We start from the raw sequence: 17,623 nt of genomic DNA, 5'->3' as shown, positions 1-17,623 counted from the left end.
CCTATTCCTGATTCGCGACGTAGTGAATGGTGCCGACCTGCTTTTCAACTTTTCCGCCTGGAGCCGCGTACGGGATTCCATCTATGATCACATCATCACTAGGAGATAGCCCAGATCGAACCTCCCGCAGGCCTCCGCGAATCTCGCCCACTGCCACTTTCTTGGGTACCACCGTTCCTTCAGCAGACACAGTCATTACTACGTGCTCAGATTGATCCGCCTGAACGGATGCATCCGGCACTAACAGAGTGGGACGCCGCTGTGTGACGGCCACCCTGACACGGGCGAACTCGCCCGGGGTCTGTGAAAAATCTGCGTTCGAAACGGTGGCGCGAGCGTGGATGGTCCCACTTGCGCGATCGATGACGTTATCGACAAAGTCCAGCGTGCCATGTTTCGAGTAGTCGGCAGATCCGGCAAGGGCGAGCGCTACCTTGTTTGCTAAGGGCCCCGACTGCTCAGCTCGATATCTTGAGAAAGCCTGATAGTCCGCCTCACTCATATCGAAGTTCATGTAGATTGGATCGAGCGAGACCAACGTCGCCAATAGCGTTGTGGGGCTCGTTGCCGCCCGGCTACCCGCGATTAGATTCCCGACGGAGACCTGATGAGAGCCGATCCGGCCCGTGAAGGGCGCGAAGATGCGGCAGTGGTCAAGATCAAACTGTGCATCACGGATCTGTGCCTTTGCATCGTCAGCAGCAGCGATGGCAGTCTGCCGATCAGCGAAACGCTGTTCAACACTTTGCACGGTCCCCGCCGCGCTACGCTGAAGATCTTGCGCCCGCGCTAGCTCCTGATTCGATAGGACAAGCTTGGCATTTGCGGTTTCAAGTCGAGCCTTGGCTTGCGATAGACGAATCTCGTAAGGAATCGGATCGATCGTGTACAGCAGGTCACCTTTGTGGACCACCTCTCCGTCTTTGAACTGAATGCCGGTCAGGGTGCCACCGACCTGGGCCCTCAATTCCACCTGGTTTACAGCCGAAAACTGCCCAAGGAAGCTGAGTTGTGCATCAAGCTCCTTAACGAGCGGTTTGCTCACTGCAACCTTCGGGGGCGGGGGAGCCGACGCCGCTGAAGCATTGGTTTCTCCCATAGACACGATCAACCATATCGCTGCTCCGGCGGCCAATGCAGCGATCGGGACGAGCCACAGTCGCAGTTGCCGCGAGCGCTTCGGGCGTATTGCGGTGTCAAAGGGTTCTATGTTGTCTTCTGACTGGTTTAACTCGTCCACTTCTCGTCCCTTGGAAACAATGGTTTCGATCGATGCCCAGATAGGAGCCTGCAGTCCACCTCGCCGCGACAAGTTCCCAGTTTCGAGAGGATCTCGTCCGTCTAGATTTGGATTGTCATCGACCTCTAAAAAGGTTAGGATGACAGCTGACATCTAAAACGTCAATGAGGTGGTTGTTGGCCTTACAGCACGTGGGGAATTAGAGGAATCACAGGTAAGGGCGGTGGCCGAACTCCAGACCGGCTAAGCGTCTATCGTTTAGGAGAAGAATCTGAGTGCGCAAATCAAAGTTAGAGTCGGCAGCGACACGGAAGCGAATCGTCCACAGCGCGTCATCAATGTTCTGTCGGGGTGGTTTGTCGACGACTGTTGGTGAGGTGATGGTGGCAACAGGTCTTACGCACGGGGCTTTGTATCGTCACTTCACATCGAAGGACGAGCTAATTGCCGAAGCCTGCGAAAACTGCTTCGCATCCGTTGTGGCGAGGATTCGAACCGCAGCTGCCGCTGCAGGGTCGGGACAAGAGCTCCTGGCGATTGCAAAGGAATATTCCTTTTGCAACCACCCATTTGAGGGCGGTCACGGTTGCCCGTTGGGGAGCCTCGGCAGCGAGCTTGTGAGGGAACGCGATGAAATTCGTCAGGTTGCGACAGACGGTTTTATTGGACTCGTAGACGTGGTAGCAAATTAATACGAAGGTATCGACAGAGAGATGGCTGCGGGCAAGGCAACGGTCGTCATCGCTGCCATGGTCGGCGCGCTGACTTTGTCGAGAATAGCCACCACCGATCAACTATCAGCGCAGGTGCTTAGTCAGACCGCCAAATACCTAGCGAATATATGAATTACGCGCTTGTACCACAGCAAAGTTCATCGCTTCGGTGCCGGGACAACTATCAACTCTGGTGTAGCGCGGCACATGCGACGGACTTGAGCCTGGGTCTGGCCGTCGCATGCAGTCGACCAATCAATCCGACCCGAATGCCTTTTCTTTAGAAAGCATGATTTGAGTCCGAGACACATCGAGAAAAGCGAGATCGTCGTTTTTGATGACCGTCTTCCAATTATCGGAGTCGATAAGCGACATTGCATGATCCAAACTGTCAAACCATCCCTCGGCTATCCCGTCGAAGGGGGCGGCAGTCGTGTGGGTCGGGGCCGCGTAAGTGTTGTGCTGTTGCCTGTAGCGACGTGAGTAGCGGGTAACCTCCGGCACTGACATGACGACTCTGAGATGTTCTCCTGTCCAGTAGTTTATGAATTCATCAACGCTCAAGCCTTGTTTGCGAGCGATAAGAAGCGTCATCTTGATCATCTGGGTGTTCCTCTATAACGAGTTAGGAGGGCGCGCACATGTGGAGAATTGCATCGATTGCTGCGCCACCATGGTGCCGACGTTCCTCGCCATATTGGGCTAACCAATCGCAGTCGTCTTGTGCAAAACCAGCGCCTTTGCGTTTTCCGCGCATCACATGCGGACACGTGTGACATTTCAGAATGGTGTTGCGGGATGGTTTCCACGAAGGATGGTCCCCTGTTCGCAGATTCAGCTTGGGGTGTGGGACGGTGGCTCAAGTCTCTGTGCATCGCATATGCACGGTTTGCTTCGAATCAAAGTCCTCATGATGCTGCAAGCGACAGCGATTTCTGCTTTTTCATTCGCCAAGCAACCGCCGAAGGAGGATAAGATGGAGAGATCTTACGTAGGGGAACGGCTTCACCGCCCTCGGGTCGATACTTTGGCGAACGACAATACGCCATGTACGAGGCTTATCGAGATCGACAAAAGCGTGACCTTGCCGGCCGTGATAACAGCGCTGCCGGCGTTCAACATCACACGCTTGCGATCCTGTGGGGAGTTTGAAAATTCGGTGACAAAGGTTCCCGCCGTTCCGGCGTTGCTAGTGTCTGTGCCACTGGCACCAATTGAATGTCAACGCTACCGACTATGGGCAGAGGACACTGTGGTGCAGACGACGGCTGTCGTGCCTTATCAGGCGACCGTTATTGACGTAGCGGCGCACCCGGGTTGCTGGACGGACGGCGTATTCGATTTCGTTCATTACCACATTCCGCGGATCCTACTTGATGACGTGGCCGAAGGCCTGGGTTTCATAGGTGCTGATCGATACCGCCAGGCGGTCTTTGAAGAGGACCTAGTCCTAGCTCAGCTGACGCGAAATGTCATTCCCTTTATTGGGAAAACCGACGACAGATCACTGCTGGCGCTCGAGCAACTCGGTTTGGTTCTCAGCGCACATGTCGTTCAGCGATACGGGATCGCGCGTTCGTCAAACCGTGAGGCTCGGGGCGGCCTAGCGCCATGGCAATCTCGGCGCGCAACGGAGATGATGAAGTCGCGCCTCGACGGAAGTCTGCTGGTCAGCGAGGTAGCGCGGGAGTGTAGTCTATCCGCGAGCCAGTTCTCACGAGCGTTCAAGTCGACGTTCAAGGTCACGCCGCATCAATGGCTGCTCGAAGAACGGATTAACCATGCGAAGCAGTTGCTTGCTCATTCCACATTGCCGCTAGGAGACATCTCGTTAACGGTCGGATTCAACGATCAACCGGCTTTTTCGCGCGCGTTTCGCAGAGCAGTCGGTACGACGCCCGGCCAATGGCGTCGCATGTCAGTTTGAAGCGGCGAAGCGTCCTTGTCGGCTGACCTAACCAGACGTTCGATGTACTCGCACGCTGCCTTGCTCGGGTCTGCGGGATTGTCGGAGATGCGATGACCGTTGCGCAAACCTTTGGCTTACTGCAGCGAGGCGTTATTCGAAACGAAGATCACGTAAAAAGCACCATCGCGAGTGAAAGGATAAAAGTAGTATGCAAACGAAGGTTAGTTGGTGGCGCGATCCATCGATTGTTCCGACCGGTCAAAAAAAAGCGCACGGCAAAAGACCGTGCGCTTAGAGACAGCAAAGGGTTGGGTTGGAGGGTGACCCTTCGATGCCTGCAAAGCGGGCCAACGGTTGCGTACTTCTCCGCTGAGTACCTGCACGCTGGATTTGCAGGTTCGAGAGTAACTCAAAGAGTGCTCAGCATAAATCTGTGAGAGCGAACATAGATGACGGTTCCAATGAACAATCGCAATCGACACCCTTGATCAAGTTAATTCCATAAGGACAACATATTAAAAGGCGTTAATGTCTATTATGTCCAACCACGTCTATGAACCGCTGGAAATGACCAGATCACCACCAACGTCGTCGGATCATGCGGTCGAGGTTACCTTGCAAAAGGCATCCGAAACGGTCGAGAATATCGAATGGTTCCAAGTGACGGAGACACGAGGTCACACCGAAGGCGGAAAGATCGTCCACTGGCAAGTCACACTGAAAGCGGGCTTTCGAGTTGAGGACTAATTAGCCAGCTTGAATGCGGGTGGATGGCTGTCGAAGCCGAACGGGGAGGGTCCCTTTACGGCAGTCGCTTTACAGCGCCCCCTCATAGCACCCACTTTACGGCAAGCGCTTCGTGGCAGAGGTCAGTGTCTGTCCAGTGGACCAGTAGTTTTTCCAGGGGTCTTCCGTCCGAAAGCTCAGGTATTCACGTGCGGTCTGGACGGTCCACTGCGCCCCGCTTTTAACTTCTGCAAGCTGTTCCCACGCAATGGGCATCGATACACCGAGCCCCGGCCGGGTGCGTGCCGAGAACGCAGCGGCTGTCGTTTGCGCTTTGCCGTTGCGCAGATAATCTACAAAAATCTTGCCGACGCGGTTGGACGGCCCAGAAACGGCCGAGAAGCGCTCTGGGATGATCTTGGCAAGGTGCCGCACGAACGCTTGTGAAAATGCTTTGACGCTCGCGTATTCAAGACGTGGCGTGAGCGGTACGACGACGTGCAATCCCTTTCCGCCGCTCGTTTTTAGCCACGCCTTCAGGCCCAATTCTGAAAGTAAGGCTCGTACCAACTGTGCCGCCTCCTGCACATGAACCCATTTGACGCCATCGCCGGGGTCGAGGTCGAAAATAACCCGATCCGGCTTACCAAGACGAGCGGCAACCGAGTTCCATGTGTGGAACTCGATGGCGTTCATTTGCGCGGCGGCCAGAAGCGCGTCTGGGGTATCGACCGTGAGTAGCGGCGGATGCCCCGGCCATAGGCCGCGATCGTGAGCCGTCAAACCGGGCATCGCTGTCTTCTCGGCATGCTTCTGAAAGAAGAGCTGACCTGACACACCCTCCGGCGCTCTGACGAGCGCGATGGGGCGATCTTTCAAATGCGGCAACATCCAGTCGACAACGCTCGCATAGTAATGGATCAACTCAGCTTTCGTCACTCCTGTCGTTGTGTCGATCACGCGGTCCGGATGGGTGATCTTGAGATTCGGCGCGAGCACAGGAAGTTCAGTCTTTCCTCCCTCGCGCACGACGCTGCGTGCAGGCTTATCAAGTCTTAGCCCCCGAAATGATGCCTGTCTAACGACATCGTCACCAGTCCACTCGGCGAACTCAACCTCCGCGACAAATTGAGGCTGCACCCACACTTCGCTACCGGCTGCTCGCCTCGACCATCGTCCTGGCTTTTTTACGGGGGTGCCGAACGGCGGTGCACTCAAGCGAAGCGGCGCAAGCTGCTTCCATAAGTCTCGTGCGGTCTTCGCACTCCAACCTGTGCCAACACTTCCCGCATGGTGGAGCGTATCGCCCGCGTAGTAGCCGAGAAGCAAACTGCCGACTTCTCCCGTGTTCCCCGCGCGGGCAGTCATGCCGCAAATCACAAACTCCTGGCGCAGCCGCGCCTTGGCCTTCAACCAGCTGTCTGTTCGGCCTGACTCGTAAAGTGCGTCGCGCCGCTTGAGCATCAGACCTTCGAGCCCCAGGCTTGCAGCGGCCTCGAACATCTGCGCTGGGGACGCATCGAAATCTTGACTGAAGATGAGGTGTTCACTGCTTTTTTGAAGCAGGATTGCAAGCTGGGCGCGTCTGGCCCACAGCGGGACACGCCGAAGATCTCTCCCGTCTAAGTACATCAGGTCGAACAGGAAGAAGAGGATGTCCTGATTGGTTGGACCGTCGATCGCCTGTTGAAGGGCAGAAAAGCTCGGAAGGCCGTCTTTGAGCATGACGATCTCGCCGTCGAGCCACGCGCTTTTAACGGCGAGCCTTCCTATCTCGTCGCTCAAGGTCGGAAACTTTGTAGTCCAGTCATGGCCATTGCGTGTAAGTAGCTTGACTTGGCTTTTGTCGATCCGAGCAAGAAGACGATACCCGTCCAGCTTATTCTCTGTGATCCAGTCGCCTGTTTTAGGCAAAGCGGCAGACAGCGTAGCGAGCTGTGGCTCAAGCTTCGCCGGCATGCGAGAACGCACCGCGGCAGACAAGTCGATGGTTGGATCTGCATCGCGTACGGTTCGGGCAATTTTGGGCTCACGCTCTTCCAGCAGACCAAGTGGATGCGTGATGACGCTGTCTGGGAGCGCTTTGATGACGTCATACTCGTTGATCGAACGTGCCCACTCGTCGCGCTTTTTGAACATCATCCAGGCGTCTTGCTTGTCCCCTGGCTTGGCGATACGCACCAGTTCCCAGAGCCCCGCGAGTTTCTCTCCGTGCAGGCGGAATAAGATCTTCCCCTCGATCATGCCGCGGCCGGGGTCTCCCACGGGATCCCAGGTGCCGTGGTCCCAGACAATAACCCGGCCGGCGCCGTATTGTTTGGGCGGGATGACACCCTCGAACGACGCGTAGTCGACAGGATGATCTTCAACGTGGATAGCAATCTGTTTTTTCCCTGGGTCGTAGCAGGGCCCTTTGGGGACCGCCCAGGACAAAAGCACGCCATTGTGCTCAAGTCGAAAGTCGTAATGCAGGCGGCTTGCCCAGTGCTTCTGCACGACAAAGGCATTGCCTGCGACAGCGCTTATATCGGCGCGCGGCTCGGGTGTCGAGGCGAAGTTTCGTCGTTGCTTGTATTCATCGAGTCGCTGGGAGCTAGCTTTGCGTGACGGGGCCATGATCGTTGTCGTTTGAACCATCGTGTGCGATCTGCCGGGAGCAATGGACGTACCGTTGGCGTTGATCGAAAATCATCGCAACGGTCGGCGCTCGCTCAAACATAAAAAAGGGTTCGACCAGAAGTCCGAGCGCTCCAAATGGCGGCATGACCAGTGCTATTCTTCCTCCACGCCCGACTCGCTCCGGGCGATAGATCGCATCTTTCGTCCGGCGAAATGCAAGATCAGCATGCCGGCTAGGAGAAGCCTCATGGTAGCTCGCTCGATTGCGTCGCTCTCTCTGTCTTTCGGCTTGGTGTCCATTCCGGTTCGCCTTTATTCAGCGACCGAGAGTTCATCTGAGATTCGTTTCAACATGCTCGCACCCGACGGTTCACGGGTAAAGCAGCAATACGTATCGGAGTCGTCGGGACAGGTGGTGGAACGATCGTCGATGCAGAAGGGCTACCAGTTCGAAAAAGATCGCTATGTCGTCTTCACCGCCGAAGAATTGAAGGCGCTAGAGGAGGGGGCAAGTCACGTCGTTGAGATCGTGTCGTTCGTCCCTGAACAGTCGGTCGATCCGATTTTCTACGACAAGGCGTACTTTATCGCCCCCGATAAGCGTGGTGGCAAGCCCTATAGCCTGTTACAGGAGGCGCTCGCCAAGACCGGTCGTTGCGCGCTCGCGAAGTGGAGCTACAAAGGTAAGACACGCATCGTTCAGGTACGTCCGTCCGAGGGCGGCATGGTCTTCCAGCAACTCCTGTTCGCTGACGAAGTGCGCTCTCTAAAAGATCTTGGTATTGAACACGTGGCGGTGTCGGAGTCGGAACTGAAACTGGCGGTGCAGATCATCGAGCAAGGTGCGGCGGACGTGTACGACGCGGCAGCGTACGAAGACGAAGAAAAGAAACGGGTACTGGCCGCCATCGACCAGAAGATCGCAGGTAAGCAGATTGTGGCCACCGAAACACAGGAAGAAACTGCGTCCGGCGAAGTCATCGATCTCATGGAAGCGCTACGAGCAAGTCTTTCCAAGGGCAATGGGAAAGCGAAGCCTGCTGCGAAACGAAGGACCGCAGCTAGGCCAGTAGCGGAGGAAGAGGTCCCGGCGGTGCCGAAAACACGAAAGCCGGCTGCCCGCGCGCCGAAGACGCCAGCAGAAGTTCCAACTCGCGTGCGTGCGCGCAAGTGAGCAAGCGCGACGTAGCGCACCACGTTTCCCTTGCCAAGCTGCAGACGATGCTTGGCGTATCCCGCGGCGTGGTGGACGGCTTGATCGATCTTGGCCTGGTGACGCCGACTCGCGGGCCGCGCAACGCTTTGCGTTTTAGTTTTCAGGATGTCGTACTGTTGCGCACAGCCTTGCAACTTCGGACCTCGAACGCCTCTCCGCGCAAGCTCCGCGAAGCGCTCGCACGCCTCAGACGAGAACTCCCCGACGAGCTTCCCTTGTCGGGCATCCGCGTCGCCGCAGAAGGCAATGACATTGTGGTTAAAACAGGGGCCTCACGCTGGGATGCAGTGAGTGGCCAGATGCTGCTGGATTTCGAAGTTGCGGAAGTCGCCGGCGATGTCGTGCTTTTGGAGGCGACGCCTGAGCGCAAAAGCGTTGCAGTATCACAAGCGAAGCAGCAGTATGATCTCGCCGAATCGCTGCGAGCGACAGATCCAAGTGCTGCGGTTCGAGTGTATAGGCGCGCCATCGAGCTATCGCCTGAACCGTTCTATGCAGCCTACGTCGACCTCGGTGCGTTGCTGTGCGAGCAGGAACATCAGTGCGGCGACGCATTGCGTGTGTTCGACGAAGCCCTCGCGCTTTTCCCGCGCGACGCGGTGTTGCACTTCAATCGAGGTGTCGCGCTCGACATCATGGAGCGCTTGGACGAAGCGAAGACAAGCTACGAAGAGTGTCTGGCGCTTAACCCAGAATATGCGGACGCTCACCATAACCTGGCGATTTTGCTGGACAGACGTGGCGATCGACGCGGCTTAATTCGTCACCTCAACGCCTATCGGAAGCTAAGCGGGTGATCCGCAAAAGAGTCTAGCTCGCGCCACGTTCGATGCTAGGTCAATAAGGATTACACACGAAAATTCGTTGATACTATTTGCGTCATGTGTTTGGGAGCGTCTCAACGAGACCCGTCATTGCAGTTGCAACGCCTACGGTGCCAGTAGCGTCTTGAGAAGCACAACCCATGTGTCGTCGAATGCAGTGATCGATAGAGCAGACTCGTTGATCACTGCCGCTCCATCGCGTGCGGCGAGACGGACATCGTTCACTTGAATGCCGCCTGCCGTCGGTACAAGATAAGCCATCTCACCCTTGGACAACGTGCAATCAATGCATTGCCCGGCACGCATGTTCGCGGCTAGAAGACGAGCATTAGCATCAATCGACAGCGCGCCCGCGTCGATGTCCGCTGACGCGCCGCTCGCAAAGACACTGAAGCCTTCAACTTGCCGGTCCATATCGAAACGACGTTGAGCCCAACGTGGCTCACCGTCTAGCGTGCGCGGTGTCAGCCAGATCTGAAACAACCGCGTTGGCTCATGCTCCATATTGCGCTCGGCATGTCGAATGCCGTTGCCAGCGCTCATCACTTGCACATTGCCCGCTTCGATGCGGCCTGTGTTGCCGAAGCTGTCTTCGTGCGTGATGGCGCCGGAGCGCACGAAGGTGACGATCTCGACGTTCTTGTGCGCGTGCATGCCAAAGCCCGACCGCGGCGCGAACGTGTCGTCGTTCCAGATGTAGAGCGGGCCTAACGGGGCATGTTCGGGCAGACCGATCTCGCCGAAGCGAAAATGCAGCCTCGCCTGAAGCCAGTCTCGCTGGATGCAGCCGAGCGTCTCAAACGGGCGATGTTCGATCATTTTGATCTCCATGTGTCGACTGCGGGAGCGCAGCCTGGCGCTGCCGCCCCGAGCAGCAGGCTCAGACTTGAGCCTGGCCGCCATCGACGAACAACTCGGCGCCGTTCACGAAGCTCGCGTCGTCGGATGCCAGAAAGAGCGCTGCGGCAGCGATTTCGTTCGGATCGCCGACACGGCCCATCGGAATGCGCGACGCCAGATAATCCAGCAGACCTTGCTGCTGCGTGGCGTCCGGTCCCGCAAGCTCGACCAAGCCGGGTGTCTTGGTCGCGCCGGGGCTGATCGTGTTGACGCGGATGCCGCGGTCCTTTAGATCGAGAATCCAGCTACGTGCGAAGTTGCGAATAGCGGCCTTCGAGGCGGAATAGACGCTGAAGGCGGCCGTTCCTTCGATGGTCACAGTCGAGCCGGCGAGGATCACCGATGCGCCCCGCGACAGCAGCGGCAATGCCTTCTGGACCGTGAACAGCGTGCCCTTCACGTTGCGATCGAAGGTGTCGTGATAGTGCGCTTCGGTGATTTCGCCAAGCGGCACCATTGAGCCGCCGCCAGCATTGGCGAAAAGCACATCGAGGCGACCCTTCTCGCCGCGGATCTGCTCATACAGTGCGTCGAGCTGGTCGAGTTTCGACGAATCGACGCGTACGCCCGTCGCATTGCCGACTTCCAGGACGGCTGCGTCGAGTTCAGCCTGACGGCGGCCGGTGACGTACACGTGCGCGCCTTCCGCCGCGAAGCGCTTGGCCGTTGCGAGGCCGATGCCGCTGGTAGCGCCGGTGACGAGAGCGATCTTCCCTTCGAGCTTACGTGCCATGGTGTTTCTCCTTGAGTTCGTTTCGTTAAGTGGTGAAGCGATGTGAGGAGAATATCGACGCGGGCATCTTTTCGAAATAGAATCGTCTGCAAACCATCATTGCAAAAATGAAATGACGAAGTTTCCGGATTTCGAAGGGCTGGCGATGTTCGCGAAAGTCGCCGAAGAGGGATCGTTCGCCGCGGCAGCGCGTGCGATGGGTGTGTCGGTCGCCACGGTTTCGCGCGGCGTGGCGAGACTCGAAGAGCGGCTCGGCGCGAGGCTCTTCAACCGGACTTCGCGCCAGCTTGCCCTCACGGAATTTGGCGGAACGATTGCGGAGAAAGCCGGGGACATCTACCGGCAGGCAGAGGAGGCGGAAAATGCCGCGCGAGAGATGTCGGTCCAGCCGCGCGGCCTCGTACGTCTTGCTGTGCCGATGTCGTTTGGCCTGCGCTGGGTCGCGCCGCTCTTGCCAGGCTTCTTCGAAGCCTATCCCGAGGTTTCGATCGACCTGCATCTATCAGATGCGACGGTCGACATCGTCGCGCAGGGTTTCGATGCGGCGCTAAGAATCGCGGCGTTGCCAGATTCATCGCTCGTGGCGAAGCGCCTGTGCCCAGTCTCTCAACTGCTTGTCGCATCACCGAAGTATCTCGAGAGACACGGCCGTCCGACGCATCCCCGCGATCTCGTCGACAGGCCGTGTTTGTCTTACGCGTACCGAGCGCGCAGCGATGTCTGGCGTTTCGTCAACGATGCAGGTGAGGAGGAGCCGATCACGCCCGTCGGTCCGCTGCGGGTGACAAACTCGGATGCGCTGTTGCCGACGCTGCTGGAAGGGCTGGCGATTGCGGAGCTGCCCGAGTTCATCGCAGGTGAGTACCTGACAGACGGGCGGCTGGAGTCGATTTTGAAGGACTGGCATCTGACAAAGGGCGGTCTCTACTTTGTAACGCCGTCGGCGCGAGCGCGTCCAGCCAAAGTCACGGCGCTCTCGGACTACTTCGCACTGCACCTCTCTGAACCGGTGTGGCTCGGTGCGAGGTGAAGCCGGTCGGCGTCGTTCGAATGACTTTTTGGTCTTTTATATTGCACCACTGCAACGATGGTTTGCAGAAGCAGCTATTTTGCGTCGGCGGGCGTTTTCGTATGCTTCTCCCGTCAGCAACAGCGCTCGGGATTACGGTGAACAACGCCGCGCTGGGCTACGAAGACAAACACCGGGTTCAAGACAGCCGGACATTGCCACTAACAACTTAAGAAAGGAAATGACCATGCCGTACATCACCACGAACGACAACGTCGAGATCTTCTACAAGGACTGGGGCCCGAAAGACGCGCAGCCCATTGTCTTTCACCATGGCTGGCCGTTGTCGTCCGACGACTGGGACGCGCAAATGCTGTTCTTCGTCCAGAAGGGCTATCGCGTCATTGCCCATGACCGGCGCGGTCACGGCCGTTCGTCGCAGGTGTCGGATGGTCATGACATGGACCACTACGCCGCCGATGCATTCGCCGTGGCTGAAGCGCTTGATCTGCGCAACGCGGCGCACATCGGCCACTCGACGGGCGGCGGCGAAGTCGCGCGTTATGTGGCTAAACATGGCCTGCCGGCGGGTCGCGTGGCGAAAGCGGTGCTGGTGAGCGCCGTGCCGCCGCTCATGGTAAAGACGGATGCAAATCCGGAAGGTTTGCCCATCGAGGTCTTCGATGGTTTTCGCAATGCACTCGCCGACAACCGTGCGCAGTTCTTTTTAGACGTACCGTCGGGACCGTTTTACGGTTTTAACCGCCCCGATGCGACGGTCCATCAGGGCGTCATTCAGAACTGGTGGCGACAAGGCATGATGGGTAGTGCAAAGGCACATTACGAGGGCATCAAGGCCTTTTCCGAAACGGACCAGACGGAAGATCTTCGCGCCATCACCGTACCCACACTCGTTTTGCACGGTGAGGACGACCAGATCGTGCCAATCGGGGACTCGGCGAAGAAGTCGATCGAATTACTCAAGAATGGAACTCTAAAGACGTATCCCGGCTATTCGCACGGTATGTTGACCGTCAATGCGGACGTATTAAACGCTGACCTGCTGGCTTTCGTGCAGGCCTAAGCCGGTGCCCGCTTCACAGCATAGGCGTGAAGCGGGCAGCCTTCCGAAGTCGGCCATCAAGCGACGCTCATTACTCTCCGCGCAACGGCCGCTGTGCGAAATCTAGCAGCCACCCGTTCTGCGTGAAGCGCATCGGGCCGTGGCGCGGCCCGACGGAAGAGCCCCGAGCGGACCTCGCGCAACGAGGATCGCGCGGAGCCCGTCAAGGCTCCACGCGCGCACTATCAGTCCGTTGCAACGGCAGCGCCTGCGCGTACGGGAGTGCGCCGTCTCCCTCAGACTGAACGTAACGACGAAGCCGATTGCGAGCGCAACCAACCCGAGATGCATGATGTACTGGATGCCGGAGTGCTTCGCGACATAACCCGCAATCGCCGGCGCTAACCCGCCACCAAAAACTTCTCCAATGCCGACCACGAGACCGGAAGCCGTCGACATCAACTTAGCCGGCACCGATTCGGCGCTCAATGGTCCCACCGTCAGCGTGATCATGCTGAACACAAAGAAGAGCGTAAGCGTGAGATAGACGAAGAGCGTCGTCGGATTCGCACCGGTTCGCATGAGAAGGAGCAGGGAGACGGCCGCTCCGAGCACCGAGAAGTTCATGACCGGCTTCCTGCCCAGTCTGTCCGAAAGAGCGGGCATCACGAGCGTGCCGAGCGTGCCGCCGAAGCCGATTGCTGAAAGCACGTAGCCCATCTGCTCCAGGCTCGGGTGCAGATAGTCGATAAGGTAGCTCGGGAACAGTGCGCTGAGCACGACGAGGCACGTCAGCCAGCACAGCATGCCGACGATGTTCAACGTTATGTTGCGGTAGCGGAAGACATCGGTCCACTTGTGGGCGGCAAGATCGTGCGCCGCCGTGTGCAATGCACGGCTCAGCGGAAATATCGCGATGTCTCGGGCGGCGCTGGCTTCCGTCGTCAGCCTCCGTTCGAGGAAACCGGAGGGGTACAGCGCTGAAGGATCGCGACGGCCTTGCCGATCGCAAGCGGGCAGTGCAAGGCGGCGGACAACTGTAGAGTGAAGTGCGGGTAACATTTGTCGCCTGTCGGTGTAGAGAACCAACAGTTCCGGGGATCAACGCTGGGCCAACCGGCGGGCTTCGATGGCGCTTTTGGCAGGACTGCGTATTCGGCTTCCCCGAAATTACGCACTCAGATCGCTACGTCCCTTGCGCTGGGCAAAGTTGTGGAGGAGGCGCAGGGCGCTGCACAAAGCGTAGGTTGCCGCGCACAACAAACTTGGCCTCCGACTCTCGCTCCATTTGAAAGGCGGTCGGCTTAGCGACTCGTTCACCGAAGTTGGCGGACCGACCTGTCAGATGTTATTTTGGCCCAATGGTCATTTTCCGATCCGGCATTTCCAACCAATTTCATGCCCACGCTGGCCGAAAATTGGCTGCTCTCGACGCGACGATTGCTGACCCGGGTTTTGGAACGCTGTTAGCATTCGTCTAATCAGACTACGGGCAATCACAGCATATGTTCTCCCATCGAGCGGCTCGCTGGTCGGACCGTACTATCGAAGAACCACAGTCGGGCGCTTTGCGTCTACTGGTAGTCGACGACTATGAGCCAGGCGCAGAAGCGCTGGCCGCTGTCCTGCACGCCGATGGCTACCAAGTACGCTGCGTCTTTAGTGGGCGGGCCGCGCTCCAGTTGACCCAGACATGGGTTCCTAATATCGCCGTGTTGGACATCAATATGCCGGAAATGAACGGCTTGGAACTCGCCCACCGACTGCGCCTGCGGCCAGTTACCAGCGACATCGGGATCATCGCATTTACGGCGCTTGACGAGTCAGCCGTTCGCTCCGGCGGTGTCGATACTAGTTTTGATGGCTATTGTCAAAAGGCCGGTGCGCCCACAACGCTCCTGCGGCTTATCACGCGGATGCTGAGATCCGCTAGTAGGCCTCCGACAATGCACGATTAGCCGATCTCGCTGTCTATCCGGCGATGCGACGGTCGCTGCATCGTCATCTCTTCGGCGGCACGGCACGGCACGTTTGAGACGAGGTGCATCGGATCGGCGCGTTGCGACGGCAATGGCTGCCGGATACGCGCTCGGCTAAACCTGCGACTTCCATCTAACCCGCTTACCAGTAACCAAAGCACCCGGCACACATGTTGCGGAGGAGTTCTCCAGCACTGACAATCTTAAATCGCCGCTTTCCGGCGTCATCGGCCTATGGCTTCCGCTCAAATTTTCGCAGAGATCTTCAACACGGCGCCTGTCGGCAGTTACCTTCTGTCGCTCACTCTGGATGCGATCATCCTGGCAGTCAACGACGCCTTCTTGAACGTTTCGACGCTCCGTCGCGAAAACATGGTGGGAAGGAGTCTTTTTGAGGTCTTTCCCCATAACGAGGCCGATCCCAACGACACCGGCGTGGAGGCTCTGCGTCAATCGATTGCTCTAGCCATCGAGAGCGGCAAAGCCCAGACAATGGCGCTGCAACGTTTTCCGCTCTGGGTTACCGCTGCGGATGGAACAAGACGTTATGAGGAACGGTTTTGGAGCGCCGTCAACACGCCGATTTTCAATGCCGAGGGAACCTTATTATGTGTCTCTCATACGACCACCGATGTCACCACGGCACATGTGACACAGCAGGCGCTCACTGCGAGCGAACGACGATTCCGCAGTTTGTTCGATGCAATTAATCAGGCGTTTTGCGTTATCGAGTTATCGTTTAGTCAAGACGGTGACCTCTGCGACTACCGGTTCATGATGGTGAATGCCGCGTTCGAAGCGCATACAGGGCTCGCCGATGTGGTCGGAAGATGTGTTTCGGAAGTAATTCCAGGCCACGACCAGCACTTCTTCGATGTTTACGGCGCTGTGGCAAGGGACGGGGTGCCCGTGCACGCCCAGCGAGAGGCAACGCAGCTTGGGCGCTGGCTCGACATCTATGCTTTCCGTCCTGACGCTACGACACCACATCAGCTCGGAGTACTTTTCTCCGACATCACGGAACAGCGCATGAGCGAGGAGCGGCTCCTCGCGAGCGAGCGAAGCGCAAAAGCTGGCACGCGGGAGGCTCTCGACGCTACGCGTCGCCTTGACGCCGTATTAGAAGCAGCTCCGATAGGCATTGTCGTGAGTGATAAAAATGGTGCCATTGAGCGCGTGAACCGGTCTTTCGTCCAGCTGTGGGGCGACAATCACCCCCCCCGGTAAGGATCGGTGACTTTGAAAAGTGGAAAGGACGCTGGGCCGACCACCGCGCGCATCTTGCGCGGCGAGGGCGCTGCGAATGACATTGTGTCGATCGAGAGTTTCGATGAGCCACCAAAACGGCGGACCTTGCTGAGCACCGGGGCGCCAATCAGAGACGATCTCGGCGAGATCGCCGGCGCTGTCGTCGCGCAGCTGGACATTACTGATCGCGTCAATGCCGAAGAAGAACTGCGTCTGGCAGACAAGCGCAAGGACGAGTTCCTGGCGATGCTGTCTCACGAACTACGCAATCCGCTATCGCCTATTGCAAGCGCAGCGGAATTGATGCGAGCCATGCCCAACGACGCGCGTCGGGTCAGCAAGTCATGCGAGATCATCTCGAGACAAGTAAAGCATATGACCGGACTCATCGATGACCTGCTGGACGTGTCACGGGTGACGCAGGGCCTGACCAAGCTCAACATTGAGGTGCTCGACGCGAACCGGATAGCAGCTGATGCGATTGAGCAGGTGAGGCCCCTCATTGAGCGGAAACAGCATCGCCTGTCGCTGCATACATCGTCAGCCGCGGCACTGGTACGGGCCGACGAAAAGCGGCTCACTCAGGTATTCGTGAACATACTCAACAATGCAGCTAAATATACGCCGGACAGAGGCATCATCGACTTCTCCGTTGCCGTCGATGGCGAGTTCATAAAAGTTTCGGTCGCTGACAACGGCATCGGAATGACGCGTGAGGTGTGCGCGAGAGCATTCGACCTTTTCTCCCAGGGAGAACGCAGTTCAGACCGCTCCCAAGGAGGGCTAGGTATAGGGCTGGCTCTGGTACGAAGTCTTATTCAGCTTCATGGCGGTACCGTGAGAGCCTACAGCGCGGGACCCGGAAAGGGCAGCCGGTTCGTCGTCTGCCTGGAACACGTCCCGACGGCCTGTGCGCAAGGAGGCGAGAGGGCGCAAGCCTCACATACGCCTGCGCTGACCCGGTTGCGCATTTTGATCGTCGACGACAATATAGATGCGTCCGAGACGCTCACCATGTTGATGGACACCTTAGGCAATGAGGTACGCGTCGCCGCAAACGGCAGTGCTGCTTTGAAGGAAACCGAACAGTGGAGTCCAGACGCATGTCTTCTAGACATCGGCTTGCCCGACATGGACGGATATGAATTGGCATCGTTGCTTAGGGCCCGTCCTCACACGTCGCAGGCAGTCCTTATCGCGGTGACCGGATATGGCCTGCCGCAGGACAAAGAAAAGGCGCTCGAGGCGGGCTTCGATCATCACTTCGTTAAGCCGCTCGACGTGGGAAAATTGTTCTCGTTGCTTGGCGATATCGCATCGCACCGCAGACCGGAGTAATACGCGTTCGCCGGAGGTTGATCGGATTCCGCTAGCTTGTCGTGCGCCCACCTTTCCTTCATGTGGATCGATGCTCGCGAACGCGATCACATGTGTCGTTTTTTGC

Annotated in this window: 16 protein-coding genes; 10 read left to right on the top strand and 6 right to left on the bottom strand. The window is 57.7% G+C overall.

Annotation, left to right across the window (positions count from 1 at the left end; all coding sequences use genetic code 11):
* Position 1: 1 nt before the first annotated feature.
* Positions 2-1,393: an efflux RND transporter periplasmic adaptor subunit gene (locus QCE88_RS40370; protein WP_309911554.1), complete on the bottom strand. Its 1,392-nt coding sequence runs from the start codon at positions 1,391-1,393 to the stop codon at positions 2-4.
* Between the two features lie 122 nt (positions 1,394-1,515).
* Here QCE88_RS40370 and QCE88_RS42190 point away from each other — a divergent pair, with 122 nt between their 5' ends.
* The gene (locus QCE88_RS42190) at positions 1,516-1,932 is read left to right on the top strand and encodes a TetR/AcrR family transcriptional regulator (RefSeq protein WP_409018328.1); all 417 of its coding nucleotides are present in this window, start codon (positions 1,516-1,518) and stop codon (positions 1,930-1,932) included.
* A gap of 276 nt (positions 1,933-2,208) precedes the next feature.
* Here QCE88_RS42190 and QCE88_RS40365 read toward each other — a convergent pair whose 3' ends face one another.
* Entirely contained in the window at positions 2,209-2,556 is a 348-nt protein-coding gene (locus QCE88_RS40365) for an EthD domain-containing protein (RefSeq protein ID WP_309911552.1), read from the bottom strand.
* 307 nt (positions 2,557-2,863) lie between these two features.
* Between QCE88_RS40365 and QCE88_RS40360 the strand changes: the two genes are divergently transcribed.
* Complete coding sequence (locus QCE88_RS40360; protein WP_309911550.1) at positions 2,864-3,880, top strand: AraC family transcriptional regulator; 1,017 nt, start codon at positions 2,864-2,866, stop codon at positions 3,878-3,880.
* 510 nt (positions 3,881-4,390) lie between these two features.
* Positions 4,391-4,609 (top strand): dodecin, encoded by a 219-nt coding sequence (locus QCE88_RS40355; RefSeq protein ID WP_409018327.1) that lies wholly within the window; start codon positions 4,391-4,393, stop codon positions 4,607-4,609.
* Between the two features lie 96 nt (positions 4,610-4,705).
* Here QCE88_RS40355 and ligD read toward each other — a convergent pair whose 3' ends face one another.
* Positions 4,706-7,204: a DNA ligase D gene (gene ligD / locus QCE88_RS40350; RefSeq protein WP_309911547.1), complete on the bottom strand. Its 2,499-nt coding sequence runs from the start codon at positions 7,202-7,204 to the stop codon at positions 4,706-4,708.
* Between the two features lie 250 nt (positions 7,205-7,454).
* Between ligD and QCE88_RS40345 the strand changes: the two genes are divergently transcribed.
* Both QCE88_RS40345 and QCE88_RS40340 read left to right on the top strand, forming a co-directional pair.
* On the top strand, positions 7,455-8,381 hold the full coding sequence (locus QCE88_RS40345) for a Ku protein (RefSeq protein ID WP_309911582.1): 927 nt from the start codon (positions 7,455-7,457) through the stop codon (positions 8,379-8,381).
* The gene (locus QCE88_RS40340; RefSeq protein ID WP_309911546.1) at positions 8,378-9,220 is read left to right on the top strand and encodes a tetratricopeptide repeat protein; all 843 of its coding nucleotides are present in this window, start codon (positions 8,378-8,380) and stop codon (positions 9,218-9,220) included. Before QCE88_RS40345 ends, QCE88_RS40340 begins: the two co-directional genes overlap by 4 nt.
* 132 nt (positions 9,221-9,352) lie before the next feature.
* On the opposite strand, the gene QCE88_RS40335 is transcribed toward QCE88_RS40340, so the two are convergent.
* Together QCE88_RS40335 and QCE88_RS40330 are read right to left on the bottom strand one after the other, a co-directional pair.
* Complete coding sequence (locus QCE88_RS40335) at positions 9,353-10,066, bottom strand: pirin family protein (RefSeq protein ID WP_309911544.1); 714 nt, start codon at positions 10,064-10,066, stop codon at positions 9,353-9,355.
* Positions 10,067-10,127: 61 nt separating this feature from the next.
* Positions 10,128-10,880 carry an SDR family oxidoreductase gene (locus tag QCE88_RS40330; RefSeq protein WP_309911543.1) on the bottom strand — a complete coding sequence of 251 codons (753 nt, stop codon included), beginning with the start codon at positions 10,878-10,880 and terminating at the stop codon, positions 10,128-10,130.
* Positions 10,881-10,992: 112 nt separating this feature from the next.
* On the opposite strand from QCE88_RS40330, the gene QCE88_RS40325 reads away from it, so the two are divergent.
* Positions 10,993-11,910, top strand: a complete 918-nt coding sequence (locus tag QCE88_RS40325) for a LysR family transcriptional regulator (RefSeq protein WP_309911542.1) — start codon at positions 10,993-10,995, stop codon at positions 11,908-11,910.
* A 226-nt stretch (positions 11,911-12,136) separates the two neighbouring features.
* A complete protein-coding gene (locus tag QCE88_RS40320) occupies positions 12,137-12,973 on the top strand; it encodes an alpha/beta hydrolase (protein ID WP_309911541.1) in 837 nt (278 codons plus the stop codon).
* A 102-nt stretch (positions 12,974-13,075) separates the two neighbouring features.
* Here QCE88_RS40320 and QCE88_RS40315 read toward each other — a convergent pair whose 3' ends face one another.
* The gene (locus QCE88_RS40315; protein WP_309911540.1) at positions 13,076-14,014 is read right to left on the bottom strand and encodes an MFS transporter; all 939 of its coding nucleotides are present in this window, start codon (positions 14,012-14,014) and stop codon (positions 13,076-13,078) included.
* A gap of 443 nt (positions 14,015-14,457) precedes the next feature.
* Here QCE88_RS40315 and QCE88_RS40310 point away from each other — a divergent pair, with 443 nt between their 5' ends.
* The 3 genes from QCE88_RS40310 to QCE88_RS40300 all read left to right on the top strand — a co-directional run bounded on the left by QCE88_RS40310 (position 14,458) and on the right by QCE88_RS40300 (position 17,517).
* The gene (locus QCE88_RS40310) at positions 14,458-14,910 is read left to right on the top strand and encodes a response regulator (RefSeq protein WP_309911538.1); all 453 of its coding nucleotides are present in this window, start codon (positions 14,458-14,460) and stop codon (positions 14,908-14,910) included.
* Between the two features lie 255 nt (positions 14,911-15,165).
* Positions 15,166-16,158 carry a PAS domain S-box protein gene (locus QCE88_RS40305; protein ID WP_309911536.1) on the top strand — a complete coding sequence of 331 codons (993 nt, stop codon included), beginning with the start codon at positions 15,166-15,168 and terminating at the stop codon, positions 16,156-16,158.
* A 12-nt stretch (positions 16,159-16,170) separates the two neighbouring features.
* The gene (locus tag QCE88_RS40300; RefSeq protein WP_309911534.1) at positions 16,171-17,517 is read left to right on the top strand and encodes an ATP-binding protein; all 1,347 of its coding nucleotides are present in this window, start codon (positions 16,171-16,173) and stop codon (positions 17,515-17,517) included.
* The last annotated feature ends 106 nt before the right edge of the window (positions 17,518-17,623 follow it).

Origin of the sequence: Caballeronia sp. LZ035 (assembly GCF_031451175.1) — a bacterium.
Taxonomy (GTDB): Bacteria; Pseudomonadota; Gammaproteobacteria; order Burkholderiales; family Burkholderiaceae; genus Caballeronia.
The sequence above is the reverse complement of the archived record's forward strand: the minus strand, read 5'-3'. Positions and strand labels throughout refer to the sequence as shown.